Here is a 15580-nt window from a genome sequence, read left to right on the forward strand (position 1 = left end):
GCGGGTGTCGGCGGCGTACCGGTCCACCGGGCAGCCGGGGGAGTAGCGTGCGGGGCATGGAGAGGTTGCCGCTGGATACCGAAGTGTTGAGCCGGAGCGCCGCGGAGTCGGGCTTCTTCACCGCCGTCGAGGTGGTGGAGTCGACCGGTTCGACCAATGCGGATCTGGTTGCGCGGGCCGCTGATTCGACCGCCGATCGCATCGTGCTGATCGCGGAGACGCAGGAGCGCGGTCGCGGCCGTCACGATCGGCAGTGGGTGAGCCCGCCGCGTGCCCAGCTGGCCATGTCGGTGCTGGTGCGGGTGCGCGGCATCGATCCGGCGGTGCTGGGCTGGCTGCCGCTGCTGACCGGTATCGCGGTGGTGGACGCGGTGCGCGCGGACACCGGCGTGAAGGCGGTGCTGAAGTGGCCCAACGACGTGCTGGTGGACGGCCGCAAGCTGGCGGGCATTCTGGCCGAGGTGGCCGCGGTGGGCGACGATCCGGCCGTGGTGGTCGGTATCGGGGTGAATGTGAGCCTCACCGAGGCGGAATTGCCGGTGCCGCACGCGACTTCGTTGTCGCTGGCGGGGGCCGGGGAGGTCGATCGCACCGGGCTGGTGCGGGCGGTGCTGCGCGAGTTCGCGGATCGGTTCGCGACGTGGGAGGCGGCGGGCTGGGATATCTCGGCCCTCGCCGCCGCCTACCGGGATCGGTGCGCCACCATCGGCGCGCAGGTGCGTGCGGAGTTGCCCGGCGGTGACGTCATGACCGGAATGGCTACCGGCATAGACGAATACGGCCGTCTGCTGATCGGTGATCGAGCGGTGTCCGCGGGTGATGTCACGCACCTGCGCGCCGAGTACTGAAGCGCGGCAAGGGATCTGCTACACGGTCTGCAGGACGCCGCGCGCGGCCTCGCGGGCCAGCAGCTTGTCGCGCTGCTCCTCGAACTTGAGGACGTCCTCGCTGAGCTTGTCGACGTAGGCGGCGAGGCGTTCGCGGTCGGCTTCGCCCTGCGGTCCGAAGTCGTTGCGCTCGAAGACGTTCCAGTTCTTGAGCACCGGGTTGACCACCTCTTCGAGGTGCTGGCGCAGGTCGTAGATGCCGTGCTTGGCCATCATCACGCCGTTGCGGCGGAAGTTGGGCATGCCGTGGCCGGGCATCACGAAGTGGGTGAGCACCTTGGTGATCGCCGCCATCGCCTGATCGGGGACCAGGTCCAGTCCGGCGCCGCAGAGGGTGCGGTAGAAGATCATGTGCAGGTTCTCGTCGGCGGCGATGCGCTGCAGCATGCGGTCGGCGATCGGGTCGTCGCACACGCGGCCGGTGTTGCGGTGCGAGACGCGGGTCGCGAGTTCCTGGAAGGTCACGTATGCGACGTTCTCCAGGAAGCCGCCCCAGTTCTCCGGGGACTGAACACCATTGGTCATGTGGATCATTCGCGCCTGCTCGAGGGCGACGGGGTCCACGCCGCGGGTGACCACGAGGTAGTCGCGCATCACGATGCCGTGGCGGTTCTCCTCGGCGGTCCAGCGGCCGACCCAGGTGCCCCAGGCGCCGTCCTGGGAGAAGTTCTCGGCGATCTCACGGTGGTAGGACGGCAGGTTGTCCTCGGTGAGCAGGTTGGTGATCATCGCGATCTTCGCGACCTCGGTGAGCTTGGACTGGGAGGGGTCCCAGTCCTCGCCGCCCATGGCGGCGAAATTGCGGCCCTGGTCCCACGGCACGTAGTCGTGGGGGTGCCATTCCTTGGCCATGGACAGGTGGCGGTTGAGATTCGCCTCCGCCACGGGTTCGAGTTCTCGAAGTATCTGGTACTGCGTCAACTCTCGGGTCACACACGCCTCCTGTTATGCACACCGGGGAAGAGCCTGCTCGAACGCACACTCCGGCAACGCCGGAAAGGGTCATGCTCGGGGTTCAGATGAGAAGAAGGGCGGAACGCGTCCGGCCGATGGTACCGGCAACCGATAGATTGTGCCCCGGACGGTAGGTGCGCGTGAGGCATTCCGGCATCTACCCGCGCTAGGGTTTCGGCATGGGTTATCCGGAGGAGGCATTGGCGCCCGAAGAGGTGCTGCTGCTGCATCGTCATCCGCATTGGAAGATGTTGTTCTGGCCCGCTGTGGTTTTCATCCTGATCACCGCTTTGGCCGGATTCGGTGCGGGTGTGGCGATGCACAATACCGACGGCAACGTTCAGACCGGTCTGCTGCTCGGCATTCTCGCGCTGTGGCTGGTGATCGTGGTGTGGCGCAGTCTCGCTCCGCTGATCCGGTGGAAGTCGACGCATTTCATCATCACCGATCGCCGGGTGCTGATCCGGCACGGCGTGCTCACTCACTCGGGCATCGACATTCCGATGAACCGGATCTCGAATGTGCAGTTCCGCCATGGTCTTTTCGACCGGATGCTGGGCACCGGGACGCTGGTCATCGGGTCGTCGTCGGAGGATCCGCTGGAGTACGACGACATTCCGCATGTGCAGAAGGTGCACGCGATGCTCTATCACCAGGTCTTCGATGTGGTGCAGAACAATCCGAACGGTGGCGGCTTCTACGGATCTGCCGGTGGCTACCCGTAGTCTGATCTCGTGACCGCAGTACTGCTGGCCGAAGACGACGAGGCCATCGCCGCCCCGCTGTCGCGCGCGCTGGGGCGTGAGGGCTATTCGGTGACCGTCGAGAGTTACGGTCCCGCCGTGCTCGAGCGAGCCCTGGAAGGCGGTCACGACCTGCTGATCCTGGACCTCGGCCTACCCGGCATGGACGGGCTGGAGGTGTGCCGTCAGGTGCGGGCGCGCGGCGCCGAACTGGCGGTGCTGATGCTCACCGCGCGCACCGACGAGGTGGATTTCGTGGTGGGCCTGGACGCGGGCGCCGACGACTATGTGGGTAAACCGTTCCGGCTGGCCGAACTGCTGGCCCGGGTGCGGGCGCTGTTGCGGCGCAGCGGAATCGGGGACGAGGCCGTCGAGGTGGGCGGTATCCGGCTGGAACCGGCGGCGCGCCGGGTGCTGGTGAACGGTGTCGAGGTGAATCTCGCGAACAAGGAGTACGAACTGCTCAAGGTGCTCATCGACCGTGCCGGGCAGGTGGTCTCGCGCGAGACCATCCTGCGTGAGGTGTGGGGTGACGCCGATCTGCGCGGGTCCAAGACCCTGGATATGCACATGTCGTGGTTGCGTCGCAAGATCGGCGACGAGGGACCGGTGGCCGAACGCCGCATTGTCACGGTGCGCGGCGTAGGCTTCCGCTTCAACACCGACTAGCCGCCCCGGCTCGATCGTTAATTGTTGTGCTGTTCCGCGCGCGAAACCCATCCGCAAGCCCGGCGAAGCGAGGCATATCGACGATGAGACGCAGGATCCTGCTGTCCATGGTGGCCGCACTGACCCTGACGACGCTCGTTCTCGGTGTGCCGCTGGCGTTCACGGCCTGGCAGTGGGTGGAGGACATCACCCGCAACGAACTGCGCAATCGGCTGCACAGCATCTCCGAGGAGGTGATGCGGCAGGAGACCGATGACGGTCTGGTGCCGGGCGAGCTGAACATCCGGTCGGTGCAATTGCTGATCCCCGCGAACGGCAAGCTGACCATCGTCTATCCCACGCCGCAGGACAATGCCCGCAATATCGACATCGGCGAGAAGATCGTGCACGACCCGCTGGTGGAGTCCTATTCGATGGGTGCGTCCGGTTCGCTGCGCATCGAGGTGCCTTCGGGCCCAATGCATTCCATGCAGCGCCAAGCGCTGGGCGCGGTGGTCGGCCTGGTGCTGATCTCGCTCGGCGCGGGCATCGCGGTGGCGGTGGTGACGGCGCGGCGGGTGGCCGATCCGCTGCGGGACGTGGCGGCACGCGCGGCCCGGTTGGCGATGGGCGACTTCCGCGCGGATCCGCGGCGGCACGGCATCACCGAGCTGGATCGGGTGTCGGACGTGCTGGATTCGGCGACCGTCGAGATCGCGGGCCGGCTACAGCGTGAGCATTCCTTGGTCGCCGATGTGTCGCATCAGCTGCGCAGCCGATTGACCGCGGTGCGCCTGCGCCTCGACGAGCTGTCGGTGAACGACGATCCCGCGGTGGTGCACGAGGCGGAAGAGGCCATGGCACAGGTGGATCGGCTCACCGACGCCATCGACGAACTGGTGCGCGCCTCCCGCGACGAGGGTGCGGCCGAACGCGATCCGGTGCCCGTGGTCGCCGAATTGCGCAGTGTGGTGGCCGAATGGCGGCATCCGTTCGCGGAGGCGGGCCGCAAACTGGTGCTGCTCGGCGATCCGACGCTGAAGGCGCCGATCACCGGTTCGCGGTTGCGCGAGGCGCTGGCGGTGCTGGTCGACAATGCCCTCATGCACGGCGACGGCACCTGCACGGTGTCGGTGCGCACGGTGGCGGGCCGGATGGACGACAGTGATCCGCTGGTGGTGGTGGAGGTCGCCGACGAGGGTGACGGGGTGCGAGACGAGTTGGCGCCGCACATCTTCGACCGTGGTTTCTCCGCGGCCGGTTCCACCGGTGTCGGGCTGGCGCTGGCGCGGGCGTTGATCGAGGCCGACGGTGGCCGCCTCGAATTGCAGCGTCGCCGTCCGGCGTTGTTCGCGGTGTTCCTGGGTTCCTCCGGGGTGGCGTCGCGGCCGATCGCGGTCGGCGCCGAACCGCGCTGAGCGGTTGCTCGCGGTTCTATCCGTTCTCTAACCATTGCCTGGCGAACGCTGAGAAGTCGGTTCATACCGTCGAGTTCGTCAGGAAGAACCGACGAACGAATCGTCGGCGAGAGAACAGGAGACATCATGCCCAAGTTCACCGTCCGCCGTACCGTCACCGTGGGTCTGCTGGGGGCCGCCGCCGTCGCGGCGCTGGCCGTTCCGGCGGCCGCGAATGCCGCCACCCCGGATTCGCTTGCGTCCGTGGCGAATTCCGGTAGCGCGGGCTCGAGCGCTCCGGCGCAGCAGGGCCCGGACATCACGGTGTTCCGCAATCCCGACGGCACCGTGAGCGTGGCGCCCGCGCAGCCGGGGCGGCCGGGCGAGTGGCAGCAGGCGATTCCGGCGACGCCGCTGCAGCCGGGCATGCCGCTGCCCGACGGGGTCACCGTGATTCAGGGTGGACCGGGTTCGCCGTCCGACACCATCACGGTGTCGCCGGTTCGCTGAGAAGTGTCCTCAGTTCACGTCAGTATCGTCTGATCCTGTGACAGGTCCCCGGATTCTGGTTGTGGACGACGACGTCAGGGTGCTGACGTCGGTGGCGCGGGGGCTGCGGATGTCCGGTTTCGAGGTCGAGACCGCGACGGACGGAGCCGCCGCGCTGCGGCATATCGGGACGGGCGCGCCGGAGGCCGTGGTGCTGGACCTCAATATGCCGAACCTGGACGGCGTCCAGGTGGTGACGGCCCTGCGCTCGCTGGGCAACGACATCCCGATCTGCGTGCTGAGCGCCCGCTCCGAGGTCACCGATCGCATCGACGCCCTCGAGGCGGGCGCGGACGACTACCTCACCAAACCGTTCGACCTCGGCGAACTGGTGGCCCGGCTGCGGGCCATGTTGCGCCGCGCCCCCGCGCCCACCCACGCGGCCGACGACCGCATCCTGGTCGGCCCGCTCACCGTCGCGCCCGGTGCCCGCCGCGCCAGCGTCGACGACATTCCCCTCGACCTCACCAAACGCGAATTCGATCTGCTGGCCGCCCTCGCCGCCGCCCCCGGCCAGGTCTTCTCCCGCGCTCAACTGCTGGAAAAGGTCTGGGGCTACGACTTCGAAACCCGAACCAAGGTGGTCGACGTGTTCGTCTCCTATCTGCGCCGCAAGATCGAGGACGCGGGTTCGCCCCGCCTCATCCACACCGTCCGCGGCGTCGGCTTCGTGCTGCGGCTCGAACCGTGAGGCGGCGGCCGGTGTCGCTGCGGGCGCGGGTGGCGCTGGCCAGTGCCGCGACCGCCGCGGTGGTGGTGGCCGCGATGTCGGTGGTGCTGTTCGTGTTCGCGCCGAACGACGCGGCGAACCAGGTCGGCAGGGTGGTGAGTGCCATCGCGATCAACCCGGCCCAGCCCTTGCCGTCGGGGAGCGCCGCGGCGGCACAAACCGTGCAGCCCTTGCCATCTCAGGTGCTGCCCGGAGACCCGCACGAGGGCGTGGTCATCACGCGGGCCGGAGTGACCGGTCCCGATGCGGAGTATTCGCGGACGGTCGCGCTGGACGGCAGTTCGGTGGCGTTGACCGTGCCGACCGCGGTGGCCTCGGATTCGGCTGCGCAGCAGCGGGTTCGGATCGTGCTCGTCGGCCTGGCCGGGATCGCGCTGGCCGGGTTGCTGGGCTGGTATTTCGCACACCGCGCGGTGGTGCCGCTACGGCGATTGACCGCGGCGACCTCGGGATTGGGGGAGGGGCTCGCGCTGGACACCGCGCGCAGCCCGGTCGCCAGCGAGACGACGGAGCTCGCCGACGCCATGAACTCGATGCTCGGCCGGATCGCCACCGAGCGACGGCACACCGGTGAAGCCCTGGTCACGGCAAGGGATTTCGCGGCGACCGCGGCACACGAGCTGCGGACTCCGCTGACCTCGATGCGCACCGACCTCCAGGTGCTGCGGACCATGCCGCTGTCGGAGGAGCAGCGCGGCGAGATCCTCGATGAGGTGCTGGGCACCCAGGATTCGCTGGAGGCGACGCTGTCGGCGCTGGAACGCTTGGCCGTCGGTGATCTCACCACCGAGTCCGATTGGGAGCAGGTCGATCTGGGTGAGCTGGCCGATCAGGTCGCCGACGACGCCACCCGCGCGCATCCGGGGGTCACGGTCAGTGCGGACGGTGTCGGGCAGGTGGTGCTGCGGGGTTTGGCCGCCGGGCTGCGGTCGGTGCTCGACAACGCGGTCACCAACGCGGTCCGGCACGGTGGTGCGACCCGCGTCGAGATCGCCGCGCATCGGGTGGACGATGTGGTCACACTGACGGTGGACGACAATGGCACCGGCATTCCGGAGGCCGAGCGCGCCAAGGTTTTCGAACGCTTCTACCGCGCGAGCACGACCCCGGGCAGTGGTCTGGGATTGGCGCTGGTGGCGCAGCAGGCGCGCCTGCACGGTGGTGCGGCGGAGTTCGACGACGGCCCACTGGGCGGGGTGCGACTGACGGTCAGGCTGGCGGTACGCGAGTAGTGCGGCTCAGCTGTGGCCGAGCTGCTCTTCGTTCTCGGTGACGAGATCCGCGAATTCGCTCTGCAATTCCTGCATCGCGTCGGGGAAGACCCAGCGCTTCATGGCGTAGAAGCGGAATGCCATCTGCAGCAGATTGCCGATGATGAACGCGCTCACGAAGTCTGCGATGTTCTCGACGGTGAAGCTGACATTCGGCTGGCGCAGATCGAACATATAGCTCGATACGTACAGCGGCAGTGCGGCCAGTGCCACACCGACACCACTGACGATGAAGAACAGCAGCGCCTCGTGGTGCTTCTCGCGGCCGCCGCGCTTGTCGAAGGTCCATTCCCGATTGAGGATGTAGGACACGATGACCGCGACGATGCCGGACATGATCCGGGCCACCGTGGGCTTGGTGTCCATGATCGTCCACTTGAGAGCGTAGAAGATGCCGAGGTCGATGACGAAGGTGGTCGCCCCGACAATCGCGAACTTCAGCAGTTCGTAATGGCGGTCGGCGAGGTCCCGCGCCGGCTTGGGCAAGCGGTTGACCACTTTGTCGACAAAAGACACGCAGCCGAGTCTACGTCGCTCGCCGAGCGCGCGTCCCCCCGGTACTTCCATGGGCAGATACCTGTCGGGTGACCCACAGCGATACCCCCGGTCGGTGTCATGACAACATGGTGCAGCGTGAGCGCCCGTAGTTTCGATTCCTCCGCGATGCCCACCGTCACCATGATCGGCGGCGGTCAGCTCGCGCGCATGACCCATCAGGCGGCCATCGCGCTGGGGCAGCGGTTGCGTGTCCTCGCCGAGCGTCCCGACGATCCGGCCGCGCAGGTGACGCCGGACGTGGTGCTGGGCAGTCACGACGATCTGGCCGCGCTGCGCAAGGCCGCCGTCGGCTCTTATGCCCTCACCTTCGATCACGAGGGCGTGCCGACCGAGCACCTGGAGGCGTTGATCGCCGAGGGCGTCAATGTGCAGCCGCCGCCGTCGGCGCTGATCTTCGCGCAGGACAAGCTGCGCATGCGCCACAAGCTGGCCGAGCTGGGTGTCCCGATTCCGGCGTTCGCCGAGGTGAATTCGGTCACCGATGCCCTCGGGTTCGCCGACGCGAACGGCTGGCCGTTCGTGTTGAAGGCGGTGCGCGGTGGCTACGACGGCCGCGGCGTCTGGATGCCCGCCGACGCGGCCGAGGCCACCACGATTGTCGAAGATCAACTGGCGCATGGTGTTTCGCTGCTGGCCGAGGCCAAGGTGAACCTGAAGCGGGAGCTGTCGGCCATGGTGGCGCGCTCGCCGTTCGGTCAGGCCGCCGCTTGGCCGGTGGTGGAGACCGTGCAGCGCAACGGGCAGTGCGCCGTGGTGATCGCCCCCGCCCAGGAGCTGGCGGAGGCCAAGGCCACCGAGGCCGAGGCCCTCGCCCTGCGGCTGGCCGCCGAACTCGGCGTGACCGGTGCGATGGCGGTGGAGCTCTTCGAGACCCACTCCGGCGAGCTGCTGGTCAACGAGCTCGCGATGCGGCCGCACAATTCCGGGCACTGGGGCATGGACGGGGCCTGCACCGGCCAGTTCGAGCAGCATCTGCGTGCCGTCCTGGACTACCCGCTGGGCAGCACGAAACCGCTGGCCCCGGTCACGGTGATGGCCAACATCCTGGGTGCCGCGGCGGCCCCGGAGATGTCGATGGACGAACGGCTGCACCATCTTTCGGCCCGCATCCCAGAGGCGAAGGTGCACCTGTACGGCAAGGGCGAGCGCCCGGACCGCAAGATCGGCCACATCAACATCCTCGGCGACGACGTCGTCGAGACCCGGGAGAAAGCCGAGCGTGCGGCCCACTGGATGTCGCACGCCATCTGGACCGACGGATGGGACCACCACCATGACTGACACCGCGCAGGTAGGCCTGATCATGGGCTCCGACTCGGACTGGCCGACCATGGAGGCGGCCGCCGAGGCGCTCGCCGAATTCGGCGTCCGCTTCGAGGTCGGAGTGGTGTCGGCGCACCGCACCCCGCAGCGCATGCTCGACTACGCGACCCAGGCCGCCGACCGCGGCATCAAGGTCATCATCGCGGGTGCGGGCGGTGCCGCCCACCTGCCCGGCATGGTCGCCTCGGCCACGCCGCTGCCGGTGATCGGCGTCCCGGTTCCCCTGAAGTACCTCGACGGCATGGATTCGCTGCTGTCGATCGTGCAGATGCCCGCCGGTGTCCCGGTGGCGACCGTCTCCATCGGTGGCGCGCGCAACGCGGGTCTGCTCGCGGTCCGCATCCTGGCCACCGCCGATCCGGTGCTGCGCACCCGCATGGAGCAGTTCCAGTCCGGCCTCGAGCAGATGGTCCTGCAGAAGGACGAGGCGCTGCGCAACAAGCTGCTGGGCTGAGAGGTTCGCGGCGATGCGGTGCGGGCGGGCCGTGCCGGATCGCTAAATTTGGCGGATGCCTTCCGATCAGCCCGCCCGTGTCCGCGCCGACGCGGATTCCACCGAACGCCGTCTGACCGTGGTGGATCAGGCGTTGCGGTTGTTCGCCGAGAAGGGGTACGAGGCGACGACGGTGGACGAGATCGCGGAGGCGGCGGGGATTTCGCGGCGCACCTTCTTCCGGCAGTTCCGGTCGAAGGAAGATGTGGTGTTCGCCGATCACGAGTCGCAGTTGATCCAGGCCCGCGCGTATCTGGATGCGGCACAGGGTGATCCGTGGGATGCCGTGTGCGAGGCGGTGGCCGAGGTGTTCGAGCGGTTCACCCAGTGGCGGGAGATCGCGGCGCGCCGCTACGGCGTGGTGCGGCAGGTGCCGACGCTGCGGGAGCGCGAGATCGTCACGGTGTTCCGCTACGAGCGGCTGTTCACCGATTACCTGCGCCGCCGGTTGCGCGGCACCTCGGATCTGACGCTGGTGCAGTTCACCGCGGCGGTGACCGCGACGCACAACTATCTGCTGCGCCGCATGGTGCGGGGTGAGTCGGAGGCGGGCGCGGGGGATCTGCGGGCCGCGCTGGCGGCGATTCCGCGCGGGGGTGCCGGCACCGCCCCGGGTTCGGATCAGATGGTGGTGGCGGTTTTCCCGCGTGATCTCTCTCCTCGGCAGGTCGCGGACCTGCTTGCTCGTCGCCTGGATACGCTGTGAGATGTCCGCAGTGGCGTAAATGACACTGCGTGCCACGCATTACCGGGTAAGTATCTGCACGTGACCGCGATATCCCGGCGTATACTTGACGGTGATTGGCACTGAGTGCCGCAGAGTTGGCGATGCTGGGAAACCAGCGGCGATCCCCCCGACGACCAGGAGACAACCCCATGGCGGGCAACCCCGACTTCACTCTGTTCCAGCTCGAGGACTTCCACCACGAACTGCGTGCGGCCATCCGCGGTCTGTCCGAGAAGGAGATCGCCCCCTACGCCAAGGAGGTGGACGGCAACGCCCGCTTCCCCGAGGAGGCGCTGACCGCCCTCAACGCCGCCGGCTTCAACGCCGTGCACGTGCCGGAGGCCTACGGCGGCCAGGGCGCGGACTCGGTCGCCACCTGCATCGTGATCGAAGAGGTCGCCCGCGTCTGCGGTTCCTCCTCGCTGATCCCGGCCGTCAACAAGCTGGGCACCATGGGCCTGATCCTCAATGGTTCCGAGGAGCTCAAGACGAAGGTGCTCGCCGATATCGTCGCGGGCAAGATGGCCTCCTACGCGCTGTCGGAGCGTGAGGCCGGTTCCGATGCCGCGTCCATGCGCACCCGCGCCAAGGCCGACGGCGACGACTGGATCATCAACGGCTCCAAGTGCTGGATCACCAACGGCGGCAAGTCCGATTGGTACACCGTCATGGCCGTCACCGACGCCGACAAGGGCGCCAACGGCATCTCCTCGTTCCTGGTCCACAAGGACGACGAGGGCTTCGTGGTGGGCCCGCTGGAGCACAAGCTGGGCATCAAGGGTTCGCCCACCGCCGAGCTGTACTTCGAGAACTGCCGCGTCCCCGGCGACCGCATCGTGGGCGCGCCCGGCACCGGTTTCAAGACCGCGCTGCAGACCCTGGACCACACCCGCCCGACCATCGGCGCGCAGGCTGTCGGCATCGCGCAGGGCGCTCTGGACGCGACGATCGCCTACACCAAGGACCGCAAGCAGTTCGGCAAGACCATCGCGTCCTTCCAGAACACCGAGTTCATGATCGCGGACATGGCGATGAAGATCGAGGCCGCCCGCCTCATGGTCTACACCTCCGCCGCCCGCGCCGAGCGCGGCGAGAAGAACCTCGGCTTCATCTCCGCCGCCGCCAAGTGCTTCGCCTCGGACGTCGCCATGGAGGTCACCACCAACGCCGTCCAGCTCTTCGGCGGCGCCGGCTACACCACCGACTTCCCGGTCGAGCGCATGATGCGCGACGCCAAGATCACCCAGATCTACGAGGGCACCAACCAGATCCAGCGCGTCGTCATGTCGCGCCAGCTGCTGCGCTGACCCGCGCCCTCCCCGAATTGCCCGGAGGCGGTACCGAATTCGATTCGGTACCGCCTCCGTCGTTTTCCTCCGGTTCCGATGCCCGCTGTGCGCCGACGCGCACCGACTATCGCGGCGCACGATAGTACGCGGTCAAATCGTTTGAGTTGCTGAAGAATTGCCCCGAGGGTCGGTTCGCCGGTGATGTGCGGCGGGGCGGTTCGCCGGGGTTTCTCGTGTCCGTTTCCTCAGGGAAACCACCGGTTTCGGGGGTGTTGGGGCGAGGATGCCGGGGGCACTATGGAGCCATGGCCGGAGTCGAAATCAACGACACCTACGTCCGGCGTACCTTGGCCAATGGACGGGTGGAAGAGGTCGCGTGGACCGAACTCGCAGAGGTGCGGATCATTACGGCGGCCGATGGGCCGTTCGCGGGGGATGTGTTCTTCGTGCTGATCGGGTCCACCGGTAAGGGATGCGTGGTGCCGTACTCGGCCGCCGACACCGCGTTCCTGACCAAGCTGCAGGCCCTGCCCGGGTTCGACAATGCGAAGGTCAGCGAGGCCATGGGTGGCAGCGCCGACCGGCATTTCCGGGTGTGGCAGCGCACGATTCACCATGTGAACTGACTTCCGGCGTCATCGGGCGCTGCCGGGGGACTTACGCCACCAGGTCGGCGTATTCGGGGTGCTCGGTGATGTACTTCTCGACGTACCAGCAGGTGGGGACGATCGAGAAGCCTTCGGTGCGCGCGTCGTTCAGCGCGAACTCGACGACCTGGGCGGCCACGCCGCGGCCGCGGAACTCGGGGAAGGTGAGGGTGTGCTGGATGTCGCGGACGGTGCGCTCGCCCTCGACCCGCTCGGCGTAGTCGGCGTAGCCCGCGAGGGTGCCGTCGAGGTAGATCTCGTAGCGGGTCGCGTCGGCGTTGTGTTCCAGCTTCGTGCTCATGACGGTGATGAACTCCCTTGCGAGGTGGATTGTTCCGGTCGGTTGGTCAGAGGACGGCGCCGGGATTGAGAATGCCGTGCGGATCCAGGGCGTCCTTGATGCTGCGGGTGAGCGCCATCACGTCGGGCCCGAGCTGATCGGGCAGCCACGCCTTCTTGAGCCGTCCGACCCCGTGCTCGCCGGTGATGGTGCCGCCGAGCCCGATGGCGAGCTCCATGATCTCGCCGAAAGCGAGATGCGCCCGCTCCGATTCGGCCGCGTCGTTCGGGTCGTGCACGATCAGCGGATGCGTGTTGCCGTCCCCGGCGTGTGCGATGACCGAGATCAGCACCTGCCGGTGCGCGGCGATCTCGGCGATGCCGGTGATCAGGTCGCCGAGGCGCGGTAGTGGGACGCCGACATCCTCGAGCAGCAGCGGCCCCTTGCGTTCCACCGCCGGAATGGCGAATCGCCGTGCCGCGCAGAAGGCTTCGCCCTCGTCGGGATCGTCGGTGCGGAAAGCCTCGGTGGCCCCGGCCTTTTCGCAGGCCTCCAGCATGATGTCGGCTTCGAGCCCCGCGTGTTCGCCGGGTGCGTCCGACCGCGCCACCAGCAGTCCGGCGGCATCGCGGTCCAGCCCCATGCGCAGTTCGTCCTCGACCGCGCCGATGGCCACCGCGTCCATGAATTCCAGCATGGAGGGCCGCAATCGGCCGGTGATGGCCAGGATGGCGTCGGTGGCCGCGGTGATGGTGGGGAACGTGGCGACCACCGTGGACTGCGGTGGCTGCGCCGGTAGTAGTCGCAGCGTGAGTTCGGTGATGATGCCGAGCGTCCCCTCGCTGCCGACGAACAGTTTGGTGAGCGACAACCCCGCGGAGTCCTTGAGGCGCGGCCCGCCGAGCCGCACCGCCGTCCCGTCGGCGAGCACCACCTCCATGCCGAGCACGTAGTCGGTGGTGACGCCGTACTTCACGCAGCACAGCCCGCCCGCGTTGGTGGCCGCGTTCCCGCCGATCGAGCAGATCTCGAAGGACGACGGATCCGGCGGATACCACAGCCCCTGTTGTGCCACAGCCCGTTTGACCTCGGCGTTCAACAGTCCGGGCTGCACGACCGCGGTCCGCGTGACGGTGTCGACGCTGATCTCCCGCATCTTCTCGGTGCTCAGCATCAGCGCCCCGTCCTGCGCGGTGGCCCCGCCGGAGAGCCCGGTCCCGGCCCCGCGCGGCACGATCGGCACCCGATGCCGGTGCGCCCACCGCACCGCCGTCGAGACCTGCGCGGTGGTGACCGGCCGCACCAGCGCGAGCGCGGTCCCGGCGTCCGGATCCACCGCCCGGTCCTGCCGGTACCCGGCGAGCACGTCGGGATCGGTCACCACCATGCCGTCGGGCAGCAGGCCGCGCAGCGTGTCGATATCGATCGAATTGTTCGGGTCCACACCCAAAAGCTACGTCCTCGCGCGCCCACTGTCCCGAACCTTCGCAGGTCTGCACCCCACCGATAGCCGAAGGGGGCGCGGCATCCGAAGATGCCGCGCCCCGACGGGTTTCACCCGGTCCGGCTTCAGCGTGCCGCGGCCCGCGGCAGAGCGAGCGCCGCGGCCAGCACGACCACCAGCACCGCCGCACCGCCCAGCGCCGCCATCTCCATCGCGGACACGTAGCCGCCGGTGCTGAGATGCGTGCCCAGCGCGGTGAAGAACACCACACCGAGAACCGTTGCGCCGATGGCGTTTCCGAACTGCTGCGAGGTGGTCAGCACGCCCGCCGCCATGCCCGCCCGGTGTGCCGGGATGCCCGAGGACAGCACCGCGCCGACGACCGACGGAATGGTGAGCCCGTTGCCGGCGCCCACGATCATCATGCCCGGGATCAGTTCCAGCGCAGTGACATTCGATCCCATGCCGAACAGCACGGCCAGGGTGATGGCCAGCCCGGTCATGCTGGTCAGGGTGCCGATCACCATGACCGCCCGGCTGCCGACCCGCGCCGCGACCCGGGGTGCGAGGAAGAACGAGCTGGCCGCGAAGCAGATGCCCAGCGGTGCGAACGCCAGCCCCGCGTGCAGCGGCGAGAGGTGTAATCCGTTCTGCAGCATGAGCGTCAGGCACAGCATGAACCCGGCGAAGAAGCTCAGGTACCCACCCGCGATGACCAGTCCGAGACTGAATCCGCGTTCGCGCACCATCTCGGTGTCGAGCACGGGTTGCCCACCGCGCGCGGCCAGCCGCGCCTCGTAGCGCAGGGTGAGCAGCAGTACCGGGAACGCGGCGACCATGCTGACCCAGGTCCACAGCGGCCAGCCTTCGGGGCGGCCCAGGGTGATCGGTACCAGCAGTAGCGCCAGTGCCGCCGAGATGCCGAGCGCGCCAACGGGATCCAGCTTCGGCCGGTGGGTGATCTCGTGCCGGGGCAGCCAGCGGGCGGCCAGCGCCGCCGCCACCAGTCCGATGGGCACGTTGATGTAGAAGATGGTCCGCCAGCCCCACCCGAACAGGTCGGCGTCGAGCAGCACGCCGCCGAGCACCTGCCCGGAGACCGCGCCGATGCCGATGGTCGCGCCGAAGGCGGCCATGGCCCGGGGCCGTTCGTGCGGCGGGAACAGGGTGTTGATGAGCGCCAGCATCTGCGGCACCATCAGCGCCGCGGTGCCGCCCTGTAGGACGCGGAAGGCGACCAGTGCCCAGGCGTTGGGCGCGAGCCCGCACAGCAGGGACGCGGCGGTGAAGGCGAGCATGCCGATGACGAACAGTCGCCGGTGTCCGTGCAGGTCGCCGAGGCGTCCGCCGGTGATGAGCCCGGAGGCGTAGGCGAATCCGTAGCCGCCGACGATCAGTTCCAGTGCGGCTTCCCCGGCGTGCAGGTCGTGTTGCAGGGAGGAGGCGGCGACGTTGACGACGAACCAGTCGAACATGGCCATGAACATGGCGCTGAGGATGACGGGCAGGGCCCGCCAGCGGGCCGCGAATTCGGGCGCGACCGCGGTGGATACGCCTGCGGTGGCCCGGTTTTCGAGGATTGTCACGTCGTTCTCCGAACGTGGGAGCGGTGGGGGAGCGGGCGCGCCGTTGCGCCGGAG

Annotated in this window: 17 protein-coding genes; 12 read left to right on the forward strand and 5 right to left on the reverse strand. The window is 68.3% G+C overall.

The window, feature by feature from the left end; genetic code table 11:
* Window positions 1–56 precede the first annotated feature (56 nt).
* Window positions 57–848 carry a biotin--[acetyl-CoA-carboxylase] ligase gene (locus tag OG300_RS38125; RefSeq protein ID WP_405489619.1) on the forward strand — a complete coding sequence of 264 codons (792 nt, stop codon included), beginning with the start codon at window positions 57–59 and terminating at the stop codon, window positions 846–848.
* 18 nt (window positions 849–866) lie between these two features.
* Here OG300_RS38125 and OG300_RS38130 read toward each other — a convergent pair whose 3' ends face one another.
* Window positions 867–1820, reverse strand: a complete 954-nt coding sequence (locus OG300_RS38130) for an acyl-ACP desaturase (protein WP_405489621.1) — start codon at window positions 1818–1820, stop codon at window positions 867–869.
* Between the two features lie 200 nt (window positions 1821–2020).
* Here OG300_RS38130 and OG300_RS38135 point away from each other — a divergent pair, with 200 nt between their 5' ends.
* The 6 genes from OG300_RS38135 to OG300_RS38160 all read left to right on the forward strand — a co-directional run bounded on the left by OG300_RS38135 (window position 2021) and on the right by OG300_RS38160 (window position 7140).
* A complete protein-coding gene (locus OG300_RS38135; RefSeq protein WP_405489623.1) occupies window positions 2021–2566 on the forward strand; it encodes a PH domain-containing protein in 546 nt (181 codons plus the stop codon).
* 9 nt (window positions 2567–2575) lie between these two features.
* Window positions 2576–3253: a response regulator transcription factor gene (locus OG300_RS38140; protein ID WP_033085103.1), complete on the forward strand. Its 678-nt coding sequence runs from the start codon at window positions 2576–2578 to the stop codon at window positions 3251–3253.
* Between the two features lie 83 nt (window positions 3254–3336).
* Entirely contained in the window at window positions 3337–4650 is a 1314-nt protein-coding gene (locus tag OG300_RS38145; RefSeq protein WP_405489626.1) for a sensor histidine kinase, read from the forward strand.
* A gap of 126 nt (window positions 4651–4776) precedes the next feature.
* Window positions 4777–5139, forward strand: a complete 363-nt coding sequence (locus tag OG300_RS38150; RefSeq protein ID WP_405489627.1) for a hypothetical protein — start codon at window positions 4777–4779, stop codon at window positions 5137–5139.
* Window positions 5140–5176: 37 nt separating this feature from the next.
* Window positions 5177–5869 carry a response regulator transcription factor gene (locus OG300_RS38155; protein ID WP_405489629.1) on the forward strand — a complete coding sequence of 231 codons (693 nt, stop codon included), beginning with the start codon at window positions 5177–5179 and terminating at the stop codon, window positions 5867–5869.
* An 11-nt stretch (window positions 5870–5880) separates the two neighbouring features.
* Entirely contained in the window at window positions 5881–7140 is a 1260-nt protein-coding gene (locus OG300_RS38160; protein ID WP_405489631.1) for a sensor histidine kinase, read from the forward strand.
* A gap of 6 nt (window positions 7141–7146) precedes the next feature.
* Here the strand turns inward: OG300_RS38160 and OG300_RS38165 are convergent, their stop codons facing one another.
* Window positions 7147–7695 carry a GtrA family protein gene (locus tag OG300_RS38165; protein ID WP_405489633.1) on the reverse strand — a complete coding sequence of 183 codons (549 nt, stop codon included), beginning with the start codon at window positions 7693–7695 and terminating at the stop codon, window positions 7147–7149.
* A 99-nt stretch (window positions 7696–7794) separates the two neighbouring features.
* On the opposite strand from OG300_RS38165, the gene OG300_RS38170 reads away from it, so the two are divergent.
* From OG300_RS38170 to OG300_RS38190, 5 genes are all read left to right on the forward strand, one after another.
* Entirely contained in the window at window positions 7795–9018 is a 1224-nt protein-coding gene (locus OG300_RS38170; RefSeq protein WP_405489635.1) for a 5-(carboxyamino)imidazole ribonucleotide synthase, read from the forward strand.
* Window positions 9011–9514, forward strand: a complete 504-nt coding sequence (purE, locus tag OG300_RS38175; protein ID WP_405489637.1) for a 5-(carboxyamino)imidazole ribonucleotide mutase — start codon at window positions 9011–9013, stop codon at window positions 9512–9514. Before OG300_RS38170 ends, purE begins: the two co-directional genes overlap by 8 nt.
* A gap of 55 nt (window positions 9515–9569) precedes the next feature.
* Window positions 9570–10259, forward strand: coding sequence for a TetR family transcriptional regulator (locus OG300_RS38180; protein ID WP_405489639.1), 690 nt, complete (start codon window positions 9570–9572; stop codon window positions 10257–10259).
* A 170-nt stretch (window positions 10260–10429) separates the two neighbouring features.
* Complete coding sequence (locus OG300_RS38185; RefSeq protein ID WP_405489641.1) at window positions 10430–11587, forward strand: acyl-CoA dehydrogenase family protein; 1158 nt, start codon at window positions 10430–10432, stop codon at window positions 11585–11587.
* A 287-nt stretch (window positions 11588–11874) separates the two neighbouring features.
* Window positions 11875–12195, forward strand: coding sequence for a hypothetical protein (locus OG300_RS38190; protein ID WP_405489643.1), 321 nt, complete (start codon window positions 11875–11877; stop codon window positions 12193–12195).
* A 31-nt stretch (window positions 12196–12226) separates the two neighbouring features.
* Here the strand turns inward: OG300_RS38190 and OG300_RS38195 are convergent, their stop codons facing one another.
* The 3 genes from OG300_RS38195 to OG300_RS38205 form a co-directional block, all read right to left on the reverse strand.
* Window positions 12227–12517: a GNAT family N-acetyltransferase gene (locus OG300_RS38195; RefSeq protein ID WP_405489645.1), complete on the reverse strand. Its 291-nt coding sequence runs from the start codon at window positions 12515–12517 to the stop codon at window positions 12227–12229.
* A 46-nt stretch (window positions 12518–12563) separates the two neighbouring features.
* Complete coding sequence (locus tag OG300_RS38200; RefSeq protein WP_405498830.1) at window positions 12564–13883, reverse strand: FAD-binding oxidoreductase; 1320 nt, start codon at window positions 13881–13883, stop codon at window positions 12564–12566.
* A 182-nt stretch (window positions 13884–14065) separates the two neighbouring features.
* The gene (locus OG300_RS38205) at window positions 14066–15526 is read right to left on the reverse strand and encodes an MFS transporter (RefSeq protein ID WP_405489647.1); all 1461 of its coding nucleotides are present in this window, start codon (window positions 15524–15526) and stop codon (window positions 14066–14068) included.
* Window positions 15527–15580 lie beyond the last annotated feature (54 nt).

This window comes from Nocardia sp. NBC_00511, assembly GCF_045161165.1.
Taxonomy (GTDB): Bacteria; Actinomycetota; Actinomycetes; order Mycobacteriales; family Mycobacteriaceae; genus Nocardia.

Coding starts and splice junctions, on each gene's coding strand:
- OG300_RS38125 (WP_405489619.1), top strand. CDS start 57: ATGGAGAGGTTGCCGCTGGATACCGAAGTGTTGAGCCGGAGCGCCGCG.
- OG300_RS38135 (WP_405489623.1), top strand. CDS start 2,021: ATGGGTTATCCGGAGGAGGCATTGGCGCCCGAAGAGGTGCTGCTGCTG.
- OG300_RS38145 (WP_405489626.1), top strand. CDS start 3,337: ATGAGACGCAGGATCCTGCTGTCCATGGTGGCCGCACTGACCCTGACG.
- OG300_RS38150 (WP_405489627.1), top strand. CDS start 4,777: ATGCCCAAGTTCACCGTCCGCCGTACCGTCACCGTGGGTCTGCTGGGG.
- OG300_RS38170 (WP_405489635.1), top strand. CDS start 7,795: ATGACAACATGGTGCAGCGTGAGCGCCCGTAGTTTCGATTCCTCCGCG.
- purE (WP_405489637.1), top strand. CDS start 9,011: ATGACTGACACCGCGCAGGTAGGCCTGATCATGGGCTCCGACTCGGAC.
- OG300_RS38180 (WP_405489639.1), top strand. CDS start 9,570: ATGCCTTCCGATCAGCCCGCCCGTGTCCGCGCCGACGCGGATTCCACC.
- OG300_RS38185 (WP_405489641.1), top strand. CDS start 10,430: ATGGCGGGCAACCCCGACTTCACTCTGTTCCAGCTCGAGGACTTCCAC.
- OG300_RS38190 (WP_405489643.1), top strand. CDS start 11,875: ATGGCCGGAGTCGAAATCAACGACACCTACGTCCGGCGTACCTTGGCC.
- OG300_RS38195 (WP_405489645.1), bottom strand. CDS start 12,517: ATGAGCACGAAGCTGGAACACAACGCCGACGCGACCCGCTACGAGATC.
- OG300_RS38200 (WP_405498830.1), bottom strand. CDS start 13,883: ATGGTGGTGACCGATCCCGACGTGCTCGCCGGGTACCGGCAGGACCGG.